The organism is Paenibacillus sp. S33, from assembly GCF_053615415.1.
Window position 1 is genome coordinate 4004185 of record NZ_JBSIEZ010000001.1, and the last position, 16146, is coordinate 4020330.

15 protein-coding genes are annotated in these 16146 nt (G+C 46.6%); 6 read left to right on the top strand and 9 right to left on the bottom strand.

What is annotated here, in order from left to right; translation table 11 throughout:
* Both ACWGXJ_RS18220 and ACWGXJ_RS18225 read left to right on the top strand, forming a co-directional pair.
* A complete protein-coding gene (locus ACWGXJ_RS18220; protein WP_250239969.1) occupies positions 1–1281 on the top strand; it encodes an AAA family ATPase in 1281 nt (426 codons plus the stop codon).
* Between the two features lie 268 nt (positions 1282–1549).
* Positions 1550–2704: an MFS transporter gene (locus ACWGXJ_RS18225; RefSeq protein WP_452567337.1), complete on the top strand. Its 1155-nt coding sequence runs from the start codon at positions 1550–1552 to the stop codon at positions 2702–2704.
* Between the two features lie 120 nt (positions 2705–2824).
* Here the strand turns inward: ACWGXJ_RS18225 and ACWGXJ_RS18230 are convergent, their stop codons facing one another.
* The 3 genes from ACWGXJ_RS18230 to ACWGXJ_RS18240 all read right to left on the bottom strand — a co-directional run bounded on the left by ACWGXJ_RS18230 (position 2825) and on the right by ACWGXJ_RS18240 (position 5185).
* Entirely contained in the window at positions 2825–3577 is a 753-nt protein-coding gene (locus tag ACWGXJ_RS18230) for an amino acid ABC transporter ATP-binding protein (RefSeq protein ID WP_254351061.1), read from the bottom strand.
* Between the two features lie 14 nt (positions 3578–3591).
* The gene (locus ACWGXJ_RS18235; protein ID WP_452567338.1) at positions 3592–4260 is read right to left on the bottom strand and encodes an amino acid ABC transporter permease; all 669 of its coding nucleotides are present in this window, start codon (positions 4258–4260) and stop codon (positions 3592–3594) included.
* Between the two features lie 73 nt (positions 4261–4333).
* Complete coding sequence (locus ACWGXJ_RS18240) at positions 4334–5185, bottom strand: amino acid ABC transporter substrate-binding protein (RefSeq protein ID WP_069290151.1); 852 nt, start codon at positions 5183–5185, stop codon at positions 4334–4336.
* A gap of 278 nt (positions 5186–5463) precedes the next feature.
* Here ACWGXJ_RS18240 and ACWGXJ_RS18245 point away from each other — a divergent pair, with 278 nt between their 5' ends.
* Positions 5464–6765, top strand: a complete 1302-nt coding sequence (locus ACWGXJ_RS18245; protein ID WP_452567339.1) for an MFS transporter — start codon at positions 5464–5466, stop codon at positions 6763–6765.
* A 125-nt stretch (positions 6766–6890) separates the two neighbouring features.
* Here ACWGXJ_RS18245 and ACWGXJ_RS18250 read toward each other — a convergent pair whose 3' ends face one another.
* Positions 6891–7148 carry a GlsB/YeaQ/YmgE family stress response membrane protein gene (locus ACWGXJ_RS18250; protein WP_025686368.1) on the bottom strand — a complete coding sequence of 86 codons (258 nt, stop codon included), beginning with the start codon at positions 7146–7148 and terminating at the stop codon, positions 6891–6893.
* Between the two features lie 300 nt (positions 7149–7448).
* On the opposite strand from ACWGXJ_RS18250, the gene ACWGXJ_RS18255 reads away from it, so the two are divergent.
* Positions 7449–7712, top strand: coding sequence for a YkgJ family cysteine cluster protein (locus tag ACWGXJ_RS18255; protein WP_196245371.1), 264 nt, complete (start codon positions 7449–7451; stop codon positions 7710–7712).
* A gap of 36 nt (positions 7713–7748) precedes the next feature.
* Positions 7749–8699 carry an acetylxylan esterase gene (locus ACWGXJ_RS18260; RefSeq protein WP_235308925.1) on the top strand — a complete coding sequence of 317 codons (951 nt, stop codon included), beginning with the start codon at positions 7749–7751 and terminating at the stop codon, positions 8697–8699.
* Positions 8700–8868: 169 nt separating this feature from the next.
* Here ACWGXJ_RS18260 and ACWGXJ_RS18265 read toward each other — a convergent pair whose 3' ends face one another.
* Positions 8869–9192, bottom strand: a complete 324-nt coding sequence (locus tag ACWGXJ_RS18265; protein WP_452567340.1) for a DUF3817 domain-containing protein — start codon at positions 9190–9192, stop codon at positions 8869–8871.
* A gap of 152 nt (positions 9193–9344) precedes the next feature.
* On the opposite strand from ACWGXJ_RS18265, the gene ACWGXJ_RS18270 reads away from it, so the two are divergent.
* Positions 9345–10349, top strand: a complete 1005-nt coding sequence (locus tag ACWGXJ_RS18270; RefSeq protein ID WP_452567341.1) for an LLM class flavin-dependent oxidoreductase — start codon at positions 9345–9347, stop codon at positions 10347–10349.
* A 321-nt stretch (positions 10350–10670) separates the two neighbouring features.
* On the opposite strand, the gene ACWGXJ_RS18275 is transcribed toward ACWGXJ_RS18270, so the two are convergent.
* The 4 genes from ACWGXJ_RS18275 to ACWGXJ_RS18290 all read right to left on the bottom strand — a co-directional run bounded on the left by ACWGXJ_RS18275 (position 10671) and on the right by ACWGXJ_RS18290 (position 16074).
* On the bottom strand, positions 10671–12293 hold the full coding sequence (locus tag ACWGXJ_RS18275) for a cellulase family glycosylhydrolase (RefSeq protein ID WP_452567342.1): 1623 nt from the start codon (positions 12291–12293) through the stop codon (positions 10671–10673).
* Between the two features lie 407 nt (positions 12294–12700).
* The gene (locus ACWGXJ_RS18280; RefSeq protein ID WP_452567343.1) at positions 12701–12952 is read right to left on the bottom strand and encodes a hypothetical protein; all 252 of its coding nucleotides are present in this window, start codon (positions 12950–12952) and stop codon (positions 12701–12703) included.
* 226 nt (positions 12953–13178) lie between these two features.
* Positions 13179–14939 carry a dihydroxyacetone kinase subunit DhaK gene (gene dhaK, locus ACWGXJ_RS18285; protein WP_452567344.1) on the bottom strand — a complete coding sequence of 587 codons (1761 nt, stop codon included), beginning with the start codon at positions 14937–14939 and terminating at the stop codon, positions 13179–13181.
* A gap of 1 nt (position 14940) precedes the next feature.
* Positions 14941–16074, bottom strand: a complete 1134-nt coding sequence (locus tag ACWGXJ_RS18290) for a glycerol dehydrogenase (protein WP_452567345.1) — start codon at positions 16072–16074, stop codon at positions 14941–14943.
* Positions 16075–16146 lie beyond the last annotated feature (72 nt).

The window sequence follows — 16146 nt, forward strand, 5'->3', positions numbered from 1 at the left end:
TTGAGTATAGACATCCCAGCTATTTACGAATTTGATGAACGTACAGATGGACGCATTACCGGTTATGCCGCTTATGCTCGTCTGATCGACGGTATCAGTGAAGCACTCTATAACCGCTACGGCGTAAAATACGTGCTGTATGCCAGCGATGATCCCAATATTGAGTATTGGGATCTGCTGGAGGAGGACATTCGTTCAGGCAGTCCCGATCTGGAGCATGTGGCACGAGTCTTCGATCGTTTGGAGGAACGCACCATCCAGTATGACGATGACGGACCGACTCCTGAATACGGCGTGCATCTGTCGATGCGTAATAATGTATTCGCCTACCCCAAGTGGGGCATCGCGCTGGCGCGAGTTCCCTTTTTCCGTGAGAATGGCGTGTACAATGAAGATTACGTATTTGCGATAGGCGACCAGGAGCTGCAAGGCTTCCTCGCGGGAGTACGCGGTCGTGAACGTAAGCAGAATATGAAGCGTGTCACCGTTTTTACCGACACAAGCCGTGGACTTTCTCGGCAGGCAGAGCCGATAACCCGCGCAATTACGCGGGATGACGTGATTTTGAAAGCGGAAATCAAACGGGATATTTTCCGATCACTCGATCAGTTTTTTGAAGCGGATCGTACCTTCTATCAGACTTATAACATTCCTTATAAGCGTGGTATTTTGCTATATGGCCATCCGGGCAACGGTAAAACAACACTTGTAAAATCTATTGCCAGCAGTGTACCGGGTCCGGCAGCCTACTGGCAAATTACGGAGTATACAACCAGTGAATCGGTCAAAGAGGTGTTCGAGGCGGCTACTCGCCTGGCTCCGATGGTGCTAGTCATTGAGGACATTGATTCCATGCCTCAGGAGGTGCGTTCCTTTTTCCTGAATACCCTCGACGGTGCTACATCCAAGGAGGGCATCTTCCTGATCGGAACGACCAATTATCCCGAAAAAATCGACCCGGGTCTGATGAACCGGGCAGGGCGTTTCGACCGGGCTTATGAAATCAGTTTGCCTGACGAAGCGCTGCGACTGGCATATCTCAAGCTGCGTAACTTCCTTGTTTTTGCAGGGGAAACAGGTACACAGAAGGCGGCAGCCATGACTGACGGTTTTTCCCTGGCTCAGCTCGGAGAACTGTATGTCAGCACTGCTCTGGAATGGCATGAGCAGGGAAAAGCCGATATTGAACTGATTATCAAAGGTATGCGAGGCGAGCTCGATAAGAGCCGCAAGCAGGACTGGTTAAAAAATGTGGCCGAAGGACGTGTTGGGTTCTTCTGATTTATCCTCTCATTGCCTTATAAAGAAATTTATGTTATATTGATAAACAATAAAGTATCGAAAGGGTGACCTTAAGCCAATGATCTACTAATCCTATTCCACCAAAGAAAAAATCGTAATCTTACGAATTTTCTGGATAGGATTAGTGTAGGCTTTGGGTATTCACGATAAGCGCATTGCTTCTTTGACGGGAGCAGTGTATCTTCTTGTTCGTACGTCTACCTCCTATCCAAAAATCCAGAAACCAATGGATCAGGAGGTTTTTTGCATGAAAAGAATACTTGGAATCCTAATGATTAATATCTTCATCGTTATGGTGGGCGTTGGTTTAATTACCCCCATCCTGCCAGAACTGATCATTGAATTTGGTGCCAGTGGGCGGGCGATCGGTTTATTGGTAGCAGCCTATGGAGTGACACAATTCCTGCTCTCTCCAATGACTGGGCAACTGTCTGATCGATATGGGAGAAAAGCATTCATCGTCGTAGGTGGCATTGTTTTTGCTGTAGCTAAATTTATCTTTGCTATCGGAGATGAGTTATGGATGCTGTATACCTCAAGACTTCTGGAAGGAATGGCAGCAGCCCTGATTATTCCGCCCATGATGGCATATGTGGCGGATATTACAACAACCGAAGAACGTGCCAAAGGAAATAGCCTGCTAGCCGCAGCCATGTCATTCGGATTTGTCATCGGTCCTGGACTTGGAGGTCTTCTTGCAGGATATGGAACGAGAGTGCCGCTGTATATAGCAACGGGTGCGGCTATTATTGCAGTTATTTTTTCAATGATTTGTTTACCTGAAAGTTTGACGAAAGAACAAATGAAGGCAGCTCGGGCAAGAATTACTCGGAAGGAATCTATGTACAAACAATATGTGAGATCGTTAAGGTCAAAGTATGCGATGCTCTTTGTACTTGTTCTGGTGATGACCTTTGGACTCGCTAATTTTGAATCTGTTCTTGGTTTATATGTAACGAACCGCTTCCAATTCTCGCCGCAAGATATTTCAATTATTCTAACCGCAGGTGCTGTGATCGGAGTCGGTATGCAGGCACTAGTTGTTGCTAAAATAATTAATAAGTTTGGTGAACAAAGGGTGATCAAAGGTTCGCTTCTTTTCACCTCAGCTGCTTATATTTTGTTTCTTTTCGCCATAGATTTTTGGAGTATCTTTCTTCTCACTTCCCTTATTTTCTTTGCTACCGCTATGCTTCGTCCAGCTCTTAATACACAATTATCGAAGATGGCAGGGAATGAGCAAGGATATGTAGCTGGTATGAATAATGCCTATATGAGTGTCGGGAATATTGTCGGCCCCACTCTAGCGGGATTTTTATTTGATACAAATATGTTCGCACCATTCATAGCAGGCTGTTGTATTCTATTGGGTACTTTTTTGCTTACATTAAAAATGAAATAAAAGAGGACAACTGATGAGTAAAAGGCAGCTACGGGTGCGGGGCTTATTTTTCAACGCCCGCCTGTAGCTGCCTTTTTATTCTGTCTAATCGCTTATATTTAACAAACACTCAAATTCCCTTTATTCTGCTTCCCCGCTTAGACGATTCAAAAACTGAATAGCCCGCGAACTGGTCGGCTGCTCCAAAACCTCATGCGGCGTACCCTGCTCAACGATTACACCCTGATCCATCAAAATCACATGGTCCGCCACCTCAGCTGCAAACTTCATTTCATGGGTGACAATAACCATGGTCATCCCTTCAGCGGCTAGTTGCTTTATGACCTTAAGCACCTCACCTACTAACTCAGGATCAAGCGCAGAGGTCGGTTCGTCGAACAATAGTACCTCAGGTTCGACAGCCATTGCCCGGGCAATACCGACCCGTTGCTGCTGTCCTCCCGATAACTGATGAGGATAGGATTCCGCTTTATCAGCCAACCCCACTTTTTTTAGCAATTCCAATGCACGTTTGCGCGCCTCGTCCTTGCTCTTTTTCTGAACCGTGACTTGTCCCTCCATCACATTTTGTACGGCTGTCATATGCGGGAAGAGGTTGTAGGATTGAAATACCATCCCTGTCCGCTTGCGCAGCGCCAAAATGTTTTCTTGCCGGAGCTTCGTTCCTTTCGCAAAATTCAGTGCAATATCCCCTACTTGGATCTCTCCTTGGTCAGGAACCTCCAGCAAATTCAAGCAGCGTAAAAGCGTTGTTTTACCAGAGCCGGAAGGACCGATGATAACAAGCACTTTCCCCTTACCCAACGTCACGTCAACACCCTTAAGCACTTCCAGCGAACCGAACGATTTGTGTATATTCCGAATTTGGATCACCGGTACAATCTCCTTTATCTGACGGAAAAACGGCCTAGTCGCTTCTCCAGGTAATTTTGCAGCACAGTCAAAATGGTGCTAAACAGCAGGTAAATAACTCCCGCCTCGGTATACACCAATAGCGGTTCGTATGTGGTAGCTACAATCTGGTTAGCCGTTCTGAACATTTCCACATAGGTGATGGTCGCAGCCAGTGAGGTATCCTTCACCAAGCTGATGAATGAATTAGCCAACGGAGGTACGGACACACGGGATGCTTGCGGAAGCACGATACGACGCAATACTTGCCATCGCGTCATCCCCAAGGAGTACCCCGCCTCCCATTGGCCTTCCTGAATGGATATGATAGCCGCACGTATAATTTCAGAGCTATAAGCCCCTACGCTGAGAGTAAAGCCGATCACTGAAGCAATAAACGGGTCCAGTGTAATACCTACGGAAGGTAAACCATAGAAAATGATATACAATTGCACCAGCAAAGGAGTTCCTCGAATCACCCATACATAGAAGCCGAAAATCAGCTTGAGTATTCTCCATTGGGACAGCCGGGCCAACGCTGTAATCAGCGCCAGCACGAGTCCAAGAGCAAAGGAGATAAGCGTGAGCGGAATCGTAAAAGAAACCCCTGCTTTAAGCAGAGGCAATAATGAATCGATAATGATTTGTATTTGGCGATCATCCATTGTACAGACATCCTTTGAAAAGATAGGTTTGGGAAGATTCGGTTCGACTTGGCGAACGTTGGGTCTTCATTTATTATTTGGATACGTCAGCTCCAAAATATTTCTCGGAAATTTTCAGGTACGTACCGTCAGCCTTCATATCAGCCAGCGCTTTGTTTACTTCCTTGATCAAATCTTCGCTGCCTTTATTGAATACAGCTGCGCTGTGTGAAGCATCTGAAGATTCGTCCACCTTTTTAATTGGTGCGTCAGGCTTTTGCTTTTTCAGATCAAGATAGGATAATCCATCATTGACGGTCGCATCCACCCGCTTGGAAGTCAGGAGGTCAATGGCTTGGTTGAATCCCTCTGTTGCCACAATTTCTGCGCCGTTGCTTTTCGCGATTTGAGTCAGGTTACTGGTCAGGGACTGCCCAGCCTTTTTCCCTTTTAGATCAGCAAATTTCTGGATGTCTGTATTGTCTTCGCTTACGATCAGAACTGCCTTGGAGACAATATACGGATCAGAAAAATCATATTTTTGCTTGCGCTCATCTGTAATGGATACTTCATTGAACACCGTGTCAAACCGCTTGGAGTTCAACCCTGCGAATATGCCGTCCCATTGCGTCTCGATAAACTCCGGTTGTACACCCAGGCGTTTGCTCACTTCAGTCGCAATATCGACATCGAAGCCTGTCAGTTTACCTGCAGCATCGTGGTAGGTAAACGGAGCATAGGTGCCTTCCGTGCCAATTCTTAGCTTGCCGCTTGCTTTTACAGATTCAAGAGTAGCTGTAGCAGTAGTATCTGCTTTTCCATTATTAGATCCGTTATCTCCGGTAGATGCATTATTGTTACTGGCGCCTTTATCGTTGTTACCGCAGGCCGAAACCAGCAATGCCATCACGATGAGTACAATCGGCAAAAAACTAAATTTTTTCATGGTATCCACACTCTTTCCCTTTTTCTTGATAACCTAGCACGCGGCTGGTCATTGAATAGTACATCATTCATTTTCACGCGTCAATGCTTTTATCCAATAATCCCTATGCAAAAGGTAAGCTATATATCTTTGCAGCCTAAAGTTATTCTAGGTTGACTCTTTCATTGGCAGGCTATTCATTATAACTCCCCTCACTGCAACTTTTTCTGTACCCTTACGTTAGAGATTTCGTATAATAGGTTTTAATATGCAGTTTAGAAATATACCGGAGTGTGATCATGGATACCCAAAATTCAACCTTATCCTCTACATCACCTGAAGGAAGTCACTCGGCCTGGGCTACCTTCACTTCACCTTTAAAACAATCCAAAGCGTTCACTTTGTTGTGGCTTGGACATTGGATCGCAATGTTGGGGAGCTCAGTCACCACAGTCATTTTGCCACTGGTTATCTATTCCCTAACAGGCTCGACTACTATTATGGGACTGGCGATGACTGTTTATATGTTGCCTAACGTACTTATTCTGCCTTTCGCAGGCATGATCGTGGATAGAATTGACCGAATTCGTCTCCTTCTGTTTACGAATATCGCCCGGTTTGGACTGATGTTCATTGCGGCGGTGCTGATGTTTACAGGCGGAATGAAATTGCCGGTTCTATTCGTTGGCCTAGCGTTGTACGGATTGATGGACGGTATCTTTAATCCTGCTTATTCTGCCTTACGTGCACAGGTATTCACACCGGACATACGCAATGCAGCCAACGCGCTTAGTCAGATCAGTATACAAGCCGTCCGTCTACTTGGCCCTCCGTTAGGAGGCTTCATTGTATCTTTTTCCTCACCTGGTGTTGGCTTTGGACTGGATTCTATCGCTTATCTGATATCTTTTGCCTGCTTTTGGATGTTAAGCGCTCATTTGGCCTCCGTCATCGGCAAAGGTCAGGTAGATCCAGAACAGCAAGATCAGGGTAGGCAGCATTTTCTCAAGGATTTTATCGCAGGCTTTACCATTCTCAAAAGCCATCCTTGGCTATGGATTACGATTCTTGCCTTTTCCTTCATTAATATTTGTTATTCAGGCATTATCGCTGTACTCATTCCGTGGCTGTTCAAGGTTCATCATGGCTACAATCCAGTCGTATACGGCATTGCGATGGCAAGTAGCGGCATTGGCGCTATGCTGGGGGCCTTTGTGTATGGATCACGCAAGCATTGGAAGCATCGCGGTCTACTCGCTTACTTAGGAGCTTTTGTTAGCGGTCTTGCTTTACTACTGTTGTCTGTAGTCACCTGGATGCCAGGACTGATTATGAGCATGATGCTCGAAGGATTTGGCATTATGATATTTGCGATTATCTGGGAGACAAGCCTCCAGGAATTAGTCCCAGCCGAGTCTTTTGGACGTGTAGCTAGTCTGGATCTAATGTTTTCCTTTGCCCTGCTCCCTGTCGGCTATCTGGCAGTAGGTGCTGTGGCAGATAAGCTTGGTGGTATGTTCACAATTGGCATGTTTGCAACCATCGGCATGTGTATCGTGCTGGGCGTTCTAAGTGTTCCTCATGTCAGGCGGTTTCAATAGGAAAATTCGTCATTTTCCTCAAAAAAAGCTGCTCCCACAGGTTCATTTTCGAACCTTGCGGAAGCAGCTTTTTTCATTTTAGTCCTAATCCCCATAGGGGCTAGTCTATTCAATGATTCGTAAAGTTAACCCCTGCTCCGTCCAACGGAACGGAAGATCAAGCTTACAATCACGACCAGCACAATCGCACCAATTAATGCAGGAACGATGTAGAACGATCCGATTTCAGGACCCCAGTCTCCCAGAATCAAGCTACCCAACCATGCACCGATAAAACCAGCGATGATGTTACCTATCACGCCACCCGGAACATCACGACCTGCGATAATTCCTGCCAACCAACCAATAATACCACCAACAATCAATGCCCATAACCAACTCATTTTGCGTCACCTCGTTTAAGTTTTTATCGTTGTGTTCTATTATTAACCACTCGAACTCCTTTTGAACACACAGAAGACAATTGGTTAATATTACCACCGAACGAAACACTGATTTAGGGGCTTGATACCATCCTACGTGCCTCTACGACTATTTATACACCCCTTGTGTGAAAAGTGTGTCTAATATGCGCTTATCCTTGTATTCCTGCTTTTTTTGTGCCATCCTCACATTATGGCTTCATTAATGTCACTTCATGCATAAGTTACAAAAATAACAGATTAATTAAGGAGTGACCCCAACTGGAGTGTCGAGTAGGATGTGCCGCCTGCTGTATTGCCATTACGATTTCTTCCCCTATTCCTGGCATGCCAGATGGAAAACCAGCTGGTGTTCCTTGCCCTCAGTTAACTTCCGATTACCGTTGCCGATTGTTTGGCAAACCTGAGCGCCCAGTTGTATGCAGTGGATTCCATGCTGATGAGGATACGTGTGGAAGCACTAATGAAAGAGCATTTGAGCTGCTGAGAGAGCTGGAGGAGTCAACTTTACCGGGTAAATCTTAAGGAGAAGTTCATTCTATATGAAGGAGAATCTTAATTATGAATGTTATTGAAAAAAGAATTGCCGAATTGAAGCAATATCGGCCCGATCTTACCGCCCCGAAGGATATAGATTTATTCTGGGCCAAAACATTGGAAGAAGTTCACGCCAAACCTGTACATGCGTTCAAAACTCTCGTAGAAACGCCATATCCTCATATTCTTGCTTACCGAGTTACTTTTGAGGGTGTCGATGATACGCCTCTGCATGCCTGGTATGTACGCCCCCGATTTGCCGGAGATCAAAAGTTGCCGTGTATCGTTCTGTTTCATGGCTATACAGGCGGAAAAGGCTATCCTGAAGATTATTCCTCTTGGCTCATGCTTGGCTTTGCGGTATTGGCCGTAGATGTGCGTGGCCAGGGAGGAGAAACGGGAGACCGTCTGGGTGATCCTCATGGTACGGTTAAAGGCTGGGTAACGAAAGGAATATTGGACAAGGATACCTGCTACTACAAAACGATTACAACCGATGCCCTTAGAGCCGTAGATTGGGTAGCGGAGCAGTCGGATGTCGATTCGGCTAAAATCGCAATCAGTGGCGCCAGTCAGGGCGGCGGACTTTCATTAATGGTGGCTGCGCTCAGCGATAAAGCTGCCATTACGGTAGCGGATATCCCCAATATGTGTCATATGGATTTTGGTATGATGAATTCTACCAGTTCACTGACGGAAGCAGCTGAATTCGCCAACCGATTTCCGGAGCATTTGGAGCAGGTACTACATACATTAAGTTATTTTGACGTGATGAATCTGGCTCATCGCATTCGTACCCCGATCATGGTATCGGTAGGGTTCAAGGATACGGTGTGTATGCCAGAGACAATTTTCGCCGCTTATAACCGTATTGAATCACCGAAAACGATTGAAATTTATCCCTTTACCGGACATTGGGTTGAAGGCTTTCAAAGACGCAAAACGGCAGAATTTTTAGTTCAGCATTTTTCTTAATTCGATTTCCAACGCTCGAAAGTACAATATATAGAATGATTCCTCCGGTGCACAAAAAAAGAACACCACGCATCAAACTGCGTAAATGTTCTTTTCTACTGCATCGGGGCCAGTCCCGCTTACGCCCGACAAACTCCTCGACAACTCACACGAAACAAATCTTCTAAGATTACGATGTAGCTCGCTGTTCTGCTGCCGAATCCCCTGTCCATTTTCGCACCCAAACAAAATCCATAATCATCAGACCAAACGGAATGAAGGAGGCAAACATAATAAAAAGAGGCCGCCGTATAGACCAGTGCAGTGCTGTTTTCCCATAGATCAAAGCAACGAGGAGCAACAAAAAGCTCACCCGGTATATGTTACCAATCACCATAACCGCCTGGGTCATGCCCGCAGCTTGCAGGGGCTGGTGGGTGAATAGTATCGCCAAATAAGCTATAGCTTGAATCCAGAGCATGAGTCGGACACGCCCCAAAGGTGTTCTTAACACAAATTTAATCCCCTCTCCATAAGCAAGGATGTTCTCTCATCCTTTACACATCCTTTATTATAACGAAAAGATCCCCAAACTCCAACCTATCCATTTTTGAGTTTTGACCTAATGAGTTGTGTCTGATACAGTTGTGTAAGAGGTGATTATAAATGCTTAAACTGGGTATACTGGACCAGTCTCATATTCCTGAAGGCGGTACTGCTCAGGATGCATTATCCAATACAACAGATTTAGCGCGTGAAGCTGATCAACTGGGATATAGCCGTTATTGGGTATCCGAACATCATGCGTCCAAAACACTAGCGCACTCCAGCCCTGAGGTGCTGATTGCGCATTTGGCTGCTCACACATCACGCATTCGTGTGGGTTCAGGCGGTATTATGCTGCCACACTACAGCGCGTATAAAGTCGCCGAAAACTTCCGCTTGCTGGAGGCGCTTCATCCAGGACGCATCGACCTGGGAATAGGGCGTGCTCCCGGTGGTTTACCCCTGGCTACTCGTGCCCTGCAGGAAGGCAAGTACCAATCTGTCGAACAATATCCACAGCAGATTCTCGATTTAATCGATTACTTCCATGATTCGGTGCCTGACAATCATCGATTTGCCGGTCTTCATGCCTCCCCGATGATATCGACCGTTCCTGGATTATGGTTGCTCGGCTCCAGCGGAGAGAGCGCCAGATTGGCCGCGATGATGGGTGCCTCCTATGCCTTTGCCCAATTTTTCGGGACTCCAGGTGGTGTAGAAGCTACCGCACGTTACCACGAGCAATTCCAGCCTTCGATCCTAGGTGATAAGCCCCATTCCATGGCGGCAGTTACGGTGGCCTGCGCGGAAACCGAAGAGGAAGCTGAGCAGCTGGCGTCCAGTGCTAGTTTGTATTTCCTTTTGCTCATGCAAGGTAAAGAAATGAGTTCTCTTCCGTCGGTGAAAACAGCAATGTCCTATCCGTACACGGAGTTGGATCGTGAGCGGCTGCGTCAGTCTGCAGCCTGGCGTGTTGTTGGTACCCCTGAGCAGTGTAAGGAACAGCTGCTAAGACTGGCTGAGCAGTATCGTACCGATGAGTTGCTGGTCGTTTCATCCATTCATGACTTTGATAAACGTGTTCAGTCCTACCGTCTGCTGGCCAAAGCTTTTGATTTGGGATAGACGCAAATAAACGGAGGCTGAGCTTCAGAAACACAAAAACCCCCGCCTGCCTATGATGGCAACAGCGGGGGTTTGTCGTAGAGAAGGGTCCATTGGAACCAACCCCTCTGCACTATGGAAGTAATTCAAGCACTACAAAAGTCGAATATCATATGGTACTTTAGTAGTATATAAACCAACACTAAAGGGTGGGTCTTTCACTCCTAAAGTTCCAGTATCCATATACCAAAGACGTATGCTTTATACTCCAAAGCTTGGAAAGATTGCACCCTAAAGTCCCATACCTTTACTCGTTTCGATAAAGTTAGTAACGGTTAAATTCTAAGGTTCTATACCCCAAACCAGCTTACCCTGCTGATATACAGTGCCATGGTCCCAGTCTGCGAATGCTGTTTGGGTAGCACCATAGGAGTAATCGTTGGTCTCATCTAAATTACTCCAATTTGCAGCATGAATCCGGGGTTGAATTTCTCCACTTTCCCCGCCGGGCTGAATCGTTCCCGCTCCATCTGTAAAAGAAATCTCCACATATTTATCAGCCTTGGACTTTGGATTTGGCAATGTTACAAATGTTGCTTTTACCTTTTCAGTGCCAATCCTAGCCCAGTCCACAAAAAACTGTTGAGCTTGTTTGCTTTCATCTGTGTAATAGTAGCGAATTTTTAGATCACTCAGCTTCACAGCTGTTTTTCCTGTGTTTTTGATATTAAATTCAGGACGGATTGCGTTATCCTTGGCGTTCGTGTCACCAGTGCGATACTGAAGCACAATCCCTTGATCGTTACTGCCTGGTGTACTTCCTCCGTTGCCGTTATTGCCGCCGTTATTGCCGCCACCGTTATCACCGCCAGTATTGCCAGTATTGCCATCTCCGCCGTTATCCCCACCGTTGTTTCCGCCTCCACCATTGTTGCTGGAGCCTTCCAGAATCGCCTGTTTTACGAATTTGCCGGAGGCCGACAATTGCGAATCAGGCCATCCGCCCTTACGGTCGGCACCAGGCAGCAGGGCAGCAGAAGTCTCATTTTTGTCGGAAAGCGACCAATTGGCCCAACTGATTTTGCGACTGGCCATAAAATCAGTCCATACTTTGGATTCATTCAGGAACGGACCACCGTTACCCGAGGCGTCGCTTGTACCCCACTCGGTAGCAAAAATGCCTACACCTTTGTTCAGGGCATAATCAATCCGATCACGTAAAGATTGTCCATGTGTACCTGCATAGAAATGTACGGTATACATTGTATTCTTGTCTGGAAGTGGATGGTCTGCTGCATCATGTACATCCTGACTCCATGTGCCTGTTCCTACAATAATAATATTGTCCGGGTCCTTAGCTCGAATAACCTGAGATACCTCAGACGCATAAGGTCGGATTTGATTGTTCCAGTTCACATTCCCATTCGGCTCATTGGCAAGTTCATAGATTACGTTAGGCAAATGGCCGTACTGAGTCGAAAATTCATTAAAGAAAGCTTTGGCTTCATTTTTATGAATGTTCGGATCGCCATCTGAAAGAATGTGCCAGTCAATAATGACGTACAAGCCCAGTTTCTGTGCTGCCTCAATCGCTTCCTTCACTTTATTTTTCAAAGAAGGGTTGGCAATATAACCATTTTCTTCAGTGTACAGTGCAACCCGGAATACGGAAATGCCCCAATCGTCCCGTAGCCATTTCATAGAGTCCTGATTTACCAGATCCCCAAACCATTGGACACCGTGAGAGCTAATCCCTTTGAGTTGTACAGGTTTACCGTTTTTATCCACCAGTTTACCATTTTTTACCGAAAGTTGTCCGTAACGTTCCACAGGGGTCGTCCCGGCAGCCTCTGCTGTTTGCGTATTCCAGTTGAATCCGTTCGTTAACGTTAATAGCAATACTGCTGTTAGCATCACCGCTACTCTTTTTGCGATCCTTGGCAGGACCCATTGCCCATTCATCATTTACACATTCCTTCCTTTTTATAAAGTAGATGAGACTTATCAGTACGTTGTTCTCCGCTCTTTCGCCCCCTCCTTCATATAACAAGAGGATCAGGTCCAAACATTGATGTCACTTACCTGTATATGGATGATACTACTATTATAGTTAGTTTCATGTTACATTTCGACTTTATGATTGAAAATGAACAGGAAGTCACGGTTTTGGGATGTGTTCTGCTTGGTTGGCTACTATAGAATACTAAAGGGACAAAAGACTCATTTACCGATTGCAAAATTCGGAGAATTTTTAGTTGTTTGATAAAAAAAGACTGCTTCCCGATGCCTTGGCTCGGTATAGCAGTCTTATAGATGATCTTATATGTGATCGATTAATGTTACAAATTTCGTCTTAACGTAGGATCTCCCTATTACCCCTGAGCAGTTGCTTGAGGTTCTTTGGTCGTCTGATCTTCCTTCATATCGCCGCCATCCGTCGCTTGATCTGTCAGTACAGTCTCAGATGAGTTACCTATTACCTTGTCAATAAGTTGCAGCCAAGGTTCTTCACTACCTCCACAGCTCTCAATATCACCGAGCAGGGACTCTAGCGTGGTTCCTTCTTCTGGCAAATCAATAACTAAACTCTCTTCGTCAACTTGGATGGTGCAGCAGGTTTTCATTGTAAATCCCTCGCTTAATTCATATTTGAGCATGCAGTAAGCTAGCTCAGATGGGATGAACTCCCATGGATTCCGGGATAAGCCCTTTGAATCCGTCTGAAATTATAAACCTAATGCACATCAATTGCAATGAACAAACCTTGAATTTTTAAGAATTAGCGAGTGTTACAGGCAGGAATGGATATCTAAACGAAGTGTTCGCGCCAGTAATTTTGGATTTATAGAATTAGTTCAAACATTCAGCAAGCTCCGTAAAAATCACTCCAAGCGCATAAGCCCCCGCGTCTGGATAACCAAGGCTTCTCTCTCCTACCGTTCCAGCACGGCCCATGCGCGCCACGATGTCTTCCGTCTTTTTGGCCCCTGATACAGCGGCTTGAGCACCTCTTATAAAGGCTGTCTTCACGTCAAAATCTAATTTCGCGCTCTCCACCCAGCTATCCGCACATGGCACTAATGCATCTATAAGCGTTTTATCGCCAACGACGGCTCCTCTGCCGAAAGAACGTTCGCCTGTCGATTGTATGCCTTGCACCGCAGCCTGCATCATATCCGCGAATTTAGAAACGGTGAGTTCGGTTCGTTCGCCCGCAGATCGTGCCGCTGCCCGAAATGCTGAGCCCCAGATCGGACCCGAAGCGCCACCGCAGTACTCCATGATGACGAGCGAGCATGAATGAAGAAAGGCTCCCATCGTCAAAGAATCTTGATTCAGGATGTCTCTCCATTCCCGTTTCAGCTGACGAAATCCCTTAGCAACGCTCATGCCAAAGTCTCCGTCGCCTGCATGAGAGTCAAGATCGCAGAAAGATACCTCATTCTTGATGATAACCTCACTCATCTTATCGACTAGGTAGATAAGATTGTTTAACGTAACTTTGTTGTTCTCAATAACCGCGAAGGCAGGGTCCGTTTCTACCTCAAAGGATACTTGCCGATTTTCGTCTGCTACAGTTGAAATATCCGTGAATTCGACATGATCAACAGGTCCAGCCACCTTGAACGCAGGTGCGTTGCTTTCATAGGAGAGGAGCGTTTTCAGTTCGTTGTCCAGCTTCATGATGGAAACCGAGATACCTGCCATATCGATACTCGTCATATAATTGTTGACAAAAGTGCGATCGATCGTGATCCCCTTCGCTGCTAGTTCGCGAGTGACCGAATGGTTGAAAAGGTACAGTTCTTGCAGAGGCGTACCGCCGAAACCATTGATCAACAGGGCAATTTCTCCGCTGAAGCCAGTTTCGATCTGCATGTCTCGAAGGAGATCGGTTACCATTCTGCCTGCCAGCGTATCCGCATCCGTCAGCTTCTCGCGGCTGGTCCCAGGCTCGCCGTGAATGCCGACGCCGTACTCAATTTCATCATGCCCGAGCTCTAATGTTGGCGTGCCCTTCGCCGGCACGGTACACGAAGTCAATGCGAATCCGATACTGCGTACATTCGCAGCGGCTTTCTCGGCCACTGCTTTAACTTCCGCCAGACTCCGGCCCTCTTCCGCCGCTGCACCCGCGATCTTATGGACGAGCACCGTTCCCGCCACCCCGCGCCGTCCGACTGTATATAGGCTATCTTCTACAGCGATGTCGTCTTCAACCTTTACATAGTCCACTTCCAGACCGTCTTCAGTGGCCAAATGGGCGGCGTTTCTAAAGTTCATAATATCGCCGCTGTAATTTTTAATAATCAGCAGCGCACCTTTTTTCCCGGTTGTCGCTCGGATGGCCTGATATACTTGAATCTGTGAGGGAGAGGCGAAGACATCACCGCAGACCGCGGCATCGAGCATCCCTTTGCCAACGAAGCCGGCGTGGGCGGGCTCATGCCCGCTGCCACCGCCGCTGATGAGCGTTACTTTCTCCGCGTTCAATTCCTTTTTCTTGAGCACTTTGTATTTTGGCAGAAATTCCAATTCGGGATGCGCAAGCGCAATACCACTGCACATCTCAAGGACCAAATTTTCCGCACGGTTGATGACCTTTTTCATGCTACTTTACCTCCGCTTTGTACTGGCTCCCGATACGGTCGGCTGCAGCGATTGCCGCTGCAACCTGCTCCACTGTGACCGGAAACGGCATGGAATGAATCGATTCCTCCAGAATGCAAGCCTTTGCAGCTACTTCCATGAGTTCTTCCTGTCTGATATGATCGACGCCGATATCAGCCAAGCAGACCGGTAAACCGACGGCTAAACAGAAATCAAGTACCTGATGTAATTCTTCCGTCGGTGCGTTTTCGAGCACCAGCTGTGCGATCGTGCCGAATGCAACTTTCTCTCCATGATAATAATGATGTGTGCCTTCCAAAATCGTGAGTCCATCATGAATTGCATGGGCCGCCGCAAGTCCGCCGCTTTCGAAGCCGAGGCCTGAGAGTAAAATATTAGTTTCAATGATATTTTCGAGTGCTTGCGTAACTTGGTTTTCATCACATGCCGCTTTTGCTTTGGCACCGTCTTTCAACAGCATTTCATAGCATAGCGTTGCAAGTGCAATCGCCGCATTCGTACCTACTGCTGGCGCACACTGTCCTTCGCGTACTCCGTTAGGCAGTCCGGCATTGACCCTGGAGTAAGAACGGGAAGTCGCACGGGCTTCAAAGTAAGTTGACAGTGCATCACCCATGCCAGATACAAGGAATCGGGTTGGTGCATTAGCGATAACGGTGGTGTCGACTAATACGACACTCGGACTTTGCTTAAAATAAGCGTAATCGTCAAAAGCGCCTTCCGGGGTGTAAAGAACGGCCGAGTGACTTGTCGGTGCATCCGTCGCAGCAATCGTCGGACAGATGATTAGCGCTTCCCCTTGAGCCACGCATTTCGCCGCGTCGATCGCTTTCCCACCGCCGAGACCTACGATACAATCGCATCCATTCGCAGTAGCAATTTCCTGAAGTCTAGACACTTCCTGTCTGGAACACTCACCCATAAAACCGCTTTCAATAAAGGTTACGTTATATTTACCCAAAGTGGAATCAAGCTTATCTTTTACCCGCGCCACATCATCAGGATGCGCAATCAGTAAAGCGGATTTGCCGAAAGTGCTCACATAGTAACCCAAATTCAACAATTCGTTTTCACCTTGTACATATTTGCTTGGGCTGATAAAAGCTTTTCTCATCTATAATTCCTCCTTATGATCGTGTTGGCTTCGTTCTGATTAAAACTATAACCGAACCATGTAAACTTTACA

Excerpts from the sequence above, each read along its gene's own strand:
- ACWGXJ_RS18280 (WP_452567343.1), bottom strand. The coding sequence starts at position 12,952 with ATGAAAACCTGCTGCACCATCCAAGTTGACGAAGAGAGTTTAGTTATT.
- ACWGXJ_RS18270 (WP_452567341.1), top strand. The coding sequence starts at position 9,345 with ATGCTTAAACTGGGTATACTGGACCAGTCTCATATTCCTGAAGGCGGT.
- ACWGXJ_RS18260 (WP_235308925.1), top strand. The coding sequence starts at position 7,749 with ATGAATGTTATTGAAAAAAGAATTGCCGAATTGAAGCAATATCGGCCC.
- ACWGXJ_RS18250 (WP_025686368.1), bottom strand. The coding sequence starts at position 7,148 with ATGAGTTGGTTATGGGCATTGATTGTTGGTGGTATTATTGGTTGGTTG.
- dhaK (WP_452567344.1), bottom strand. The coding sequence starts at position 14,939 with ATGAAAAAGGTCATCAACCGTGCGGAAAATTTGGTCCTTGAGATGTGC.
- ACWGXJ_RS18225 (WP_452567337.1), top strand. The coding sequence starts at position 1,550 with ATGAAAAGAATACTTGGAATCCTAATGATTAATATCTTCATCGTTATG.
- ACWGXJ_RS18245 (WP_452567339.1), top strand. The coding sequence starts at position 5,464 with ATGGATACCCAAAATTCAACCTTATCCTCTACATCACCTGAAGGAAGT.
- ACWGXJ_RS18235 (WP_452567338.1), bottom strand. The coding sequence starts at position 4,260 with ATGGATGATCGCCAAATACAAATCATTATCGATTCATTATTGCCTCTG.
- ACWGXJ_RS18240 (WP_069290151.1), bottom strand. The coding sequence starts at position 5,185 with ATGAAAAAATTTAGTTTTTTGCCGATTGTACTCATCGTGATGGCATTG.
- ACWGXJ_RS18275 (WP_452567342.1), bottom strand. The coding sequence starts at position 12,293 with ATGATGAATGGGCAATGGGTCCTGCCAAGGATCGCAAAAAGAGTAGCG.
- ACWGXJ_RS18290 (WP_452567345.1), bottom strand. The coding sequence starts at position 16,074 with ATGAGAAAAGCTTTTATCAGCCCAAGCAAATATGTACAAGGTGAAAAC.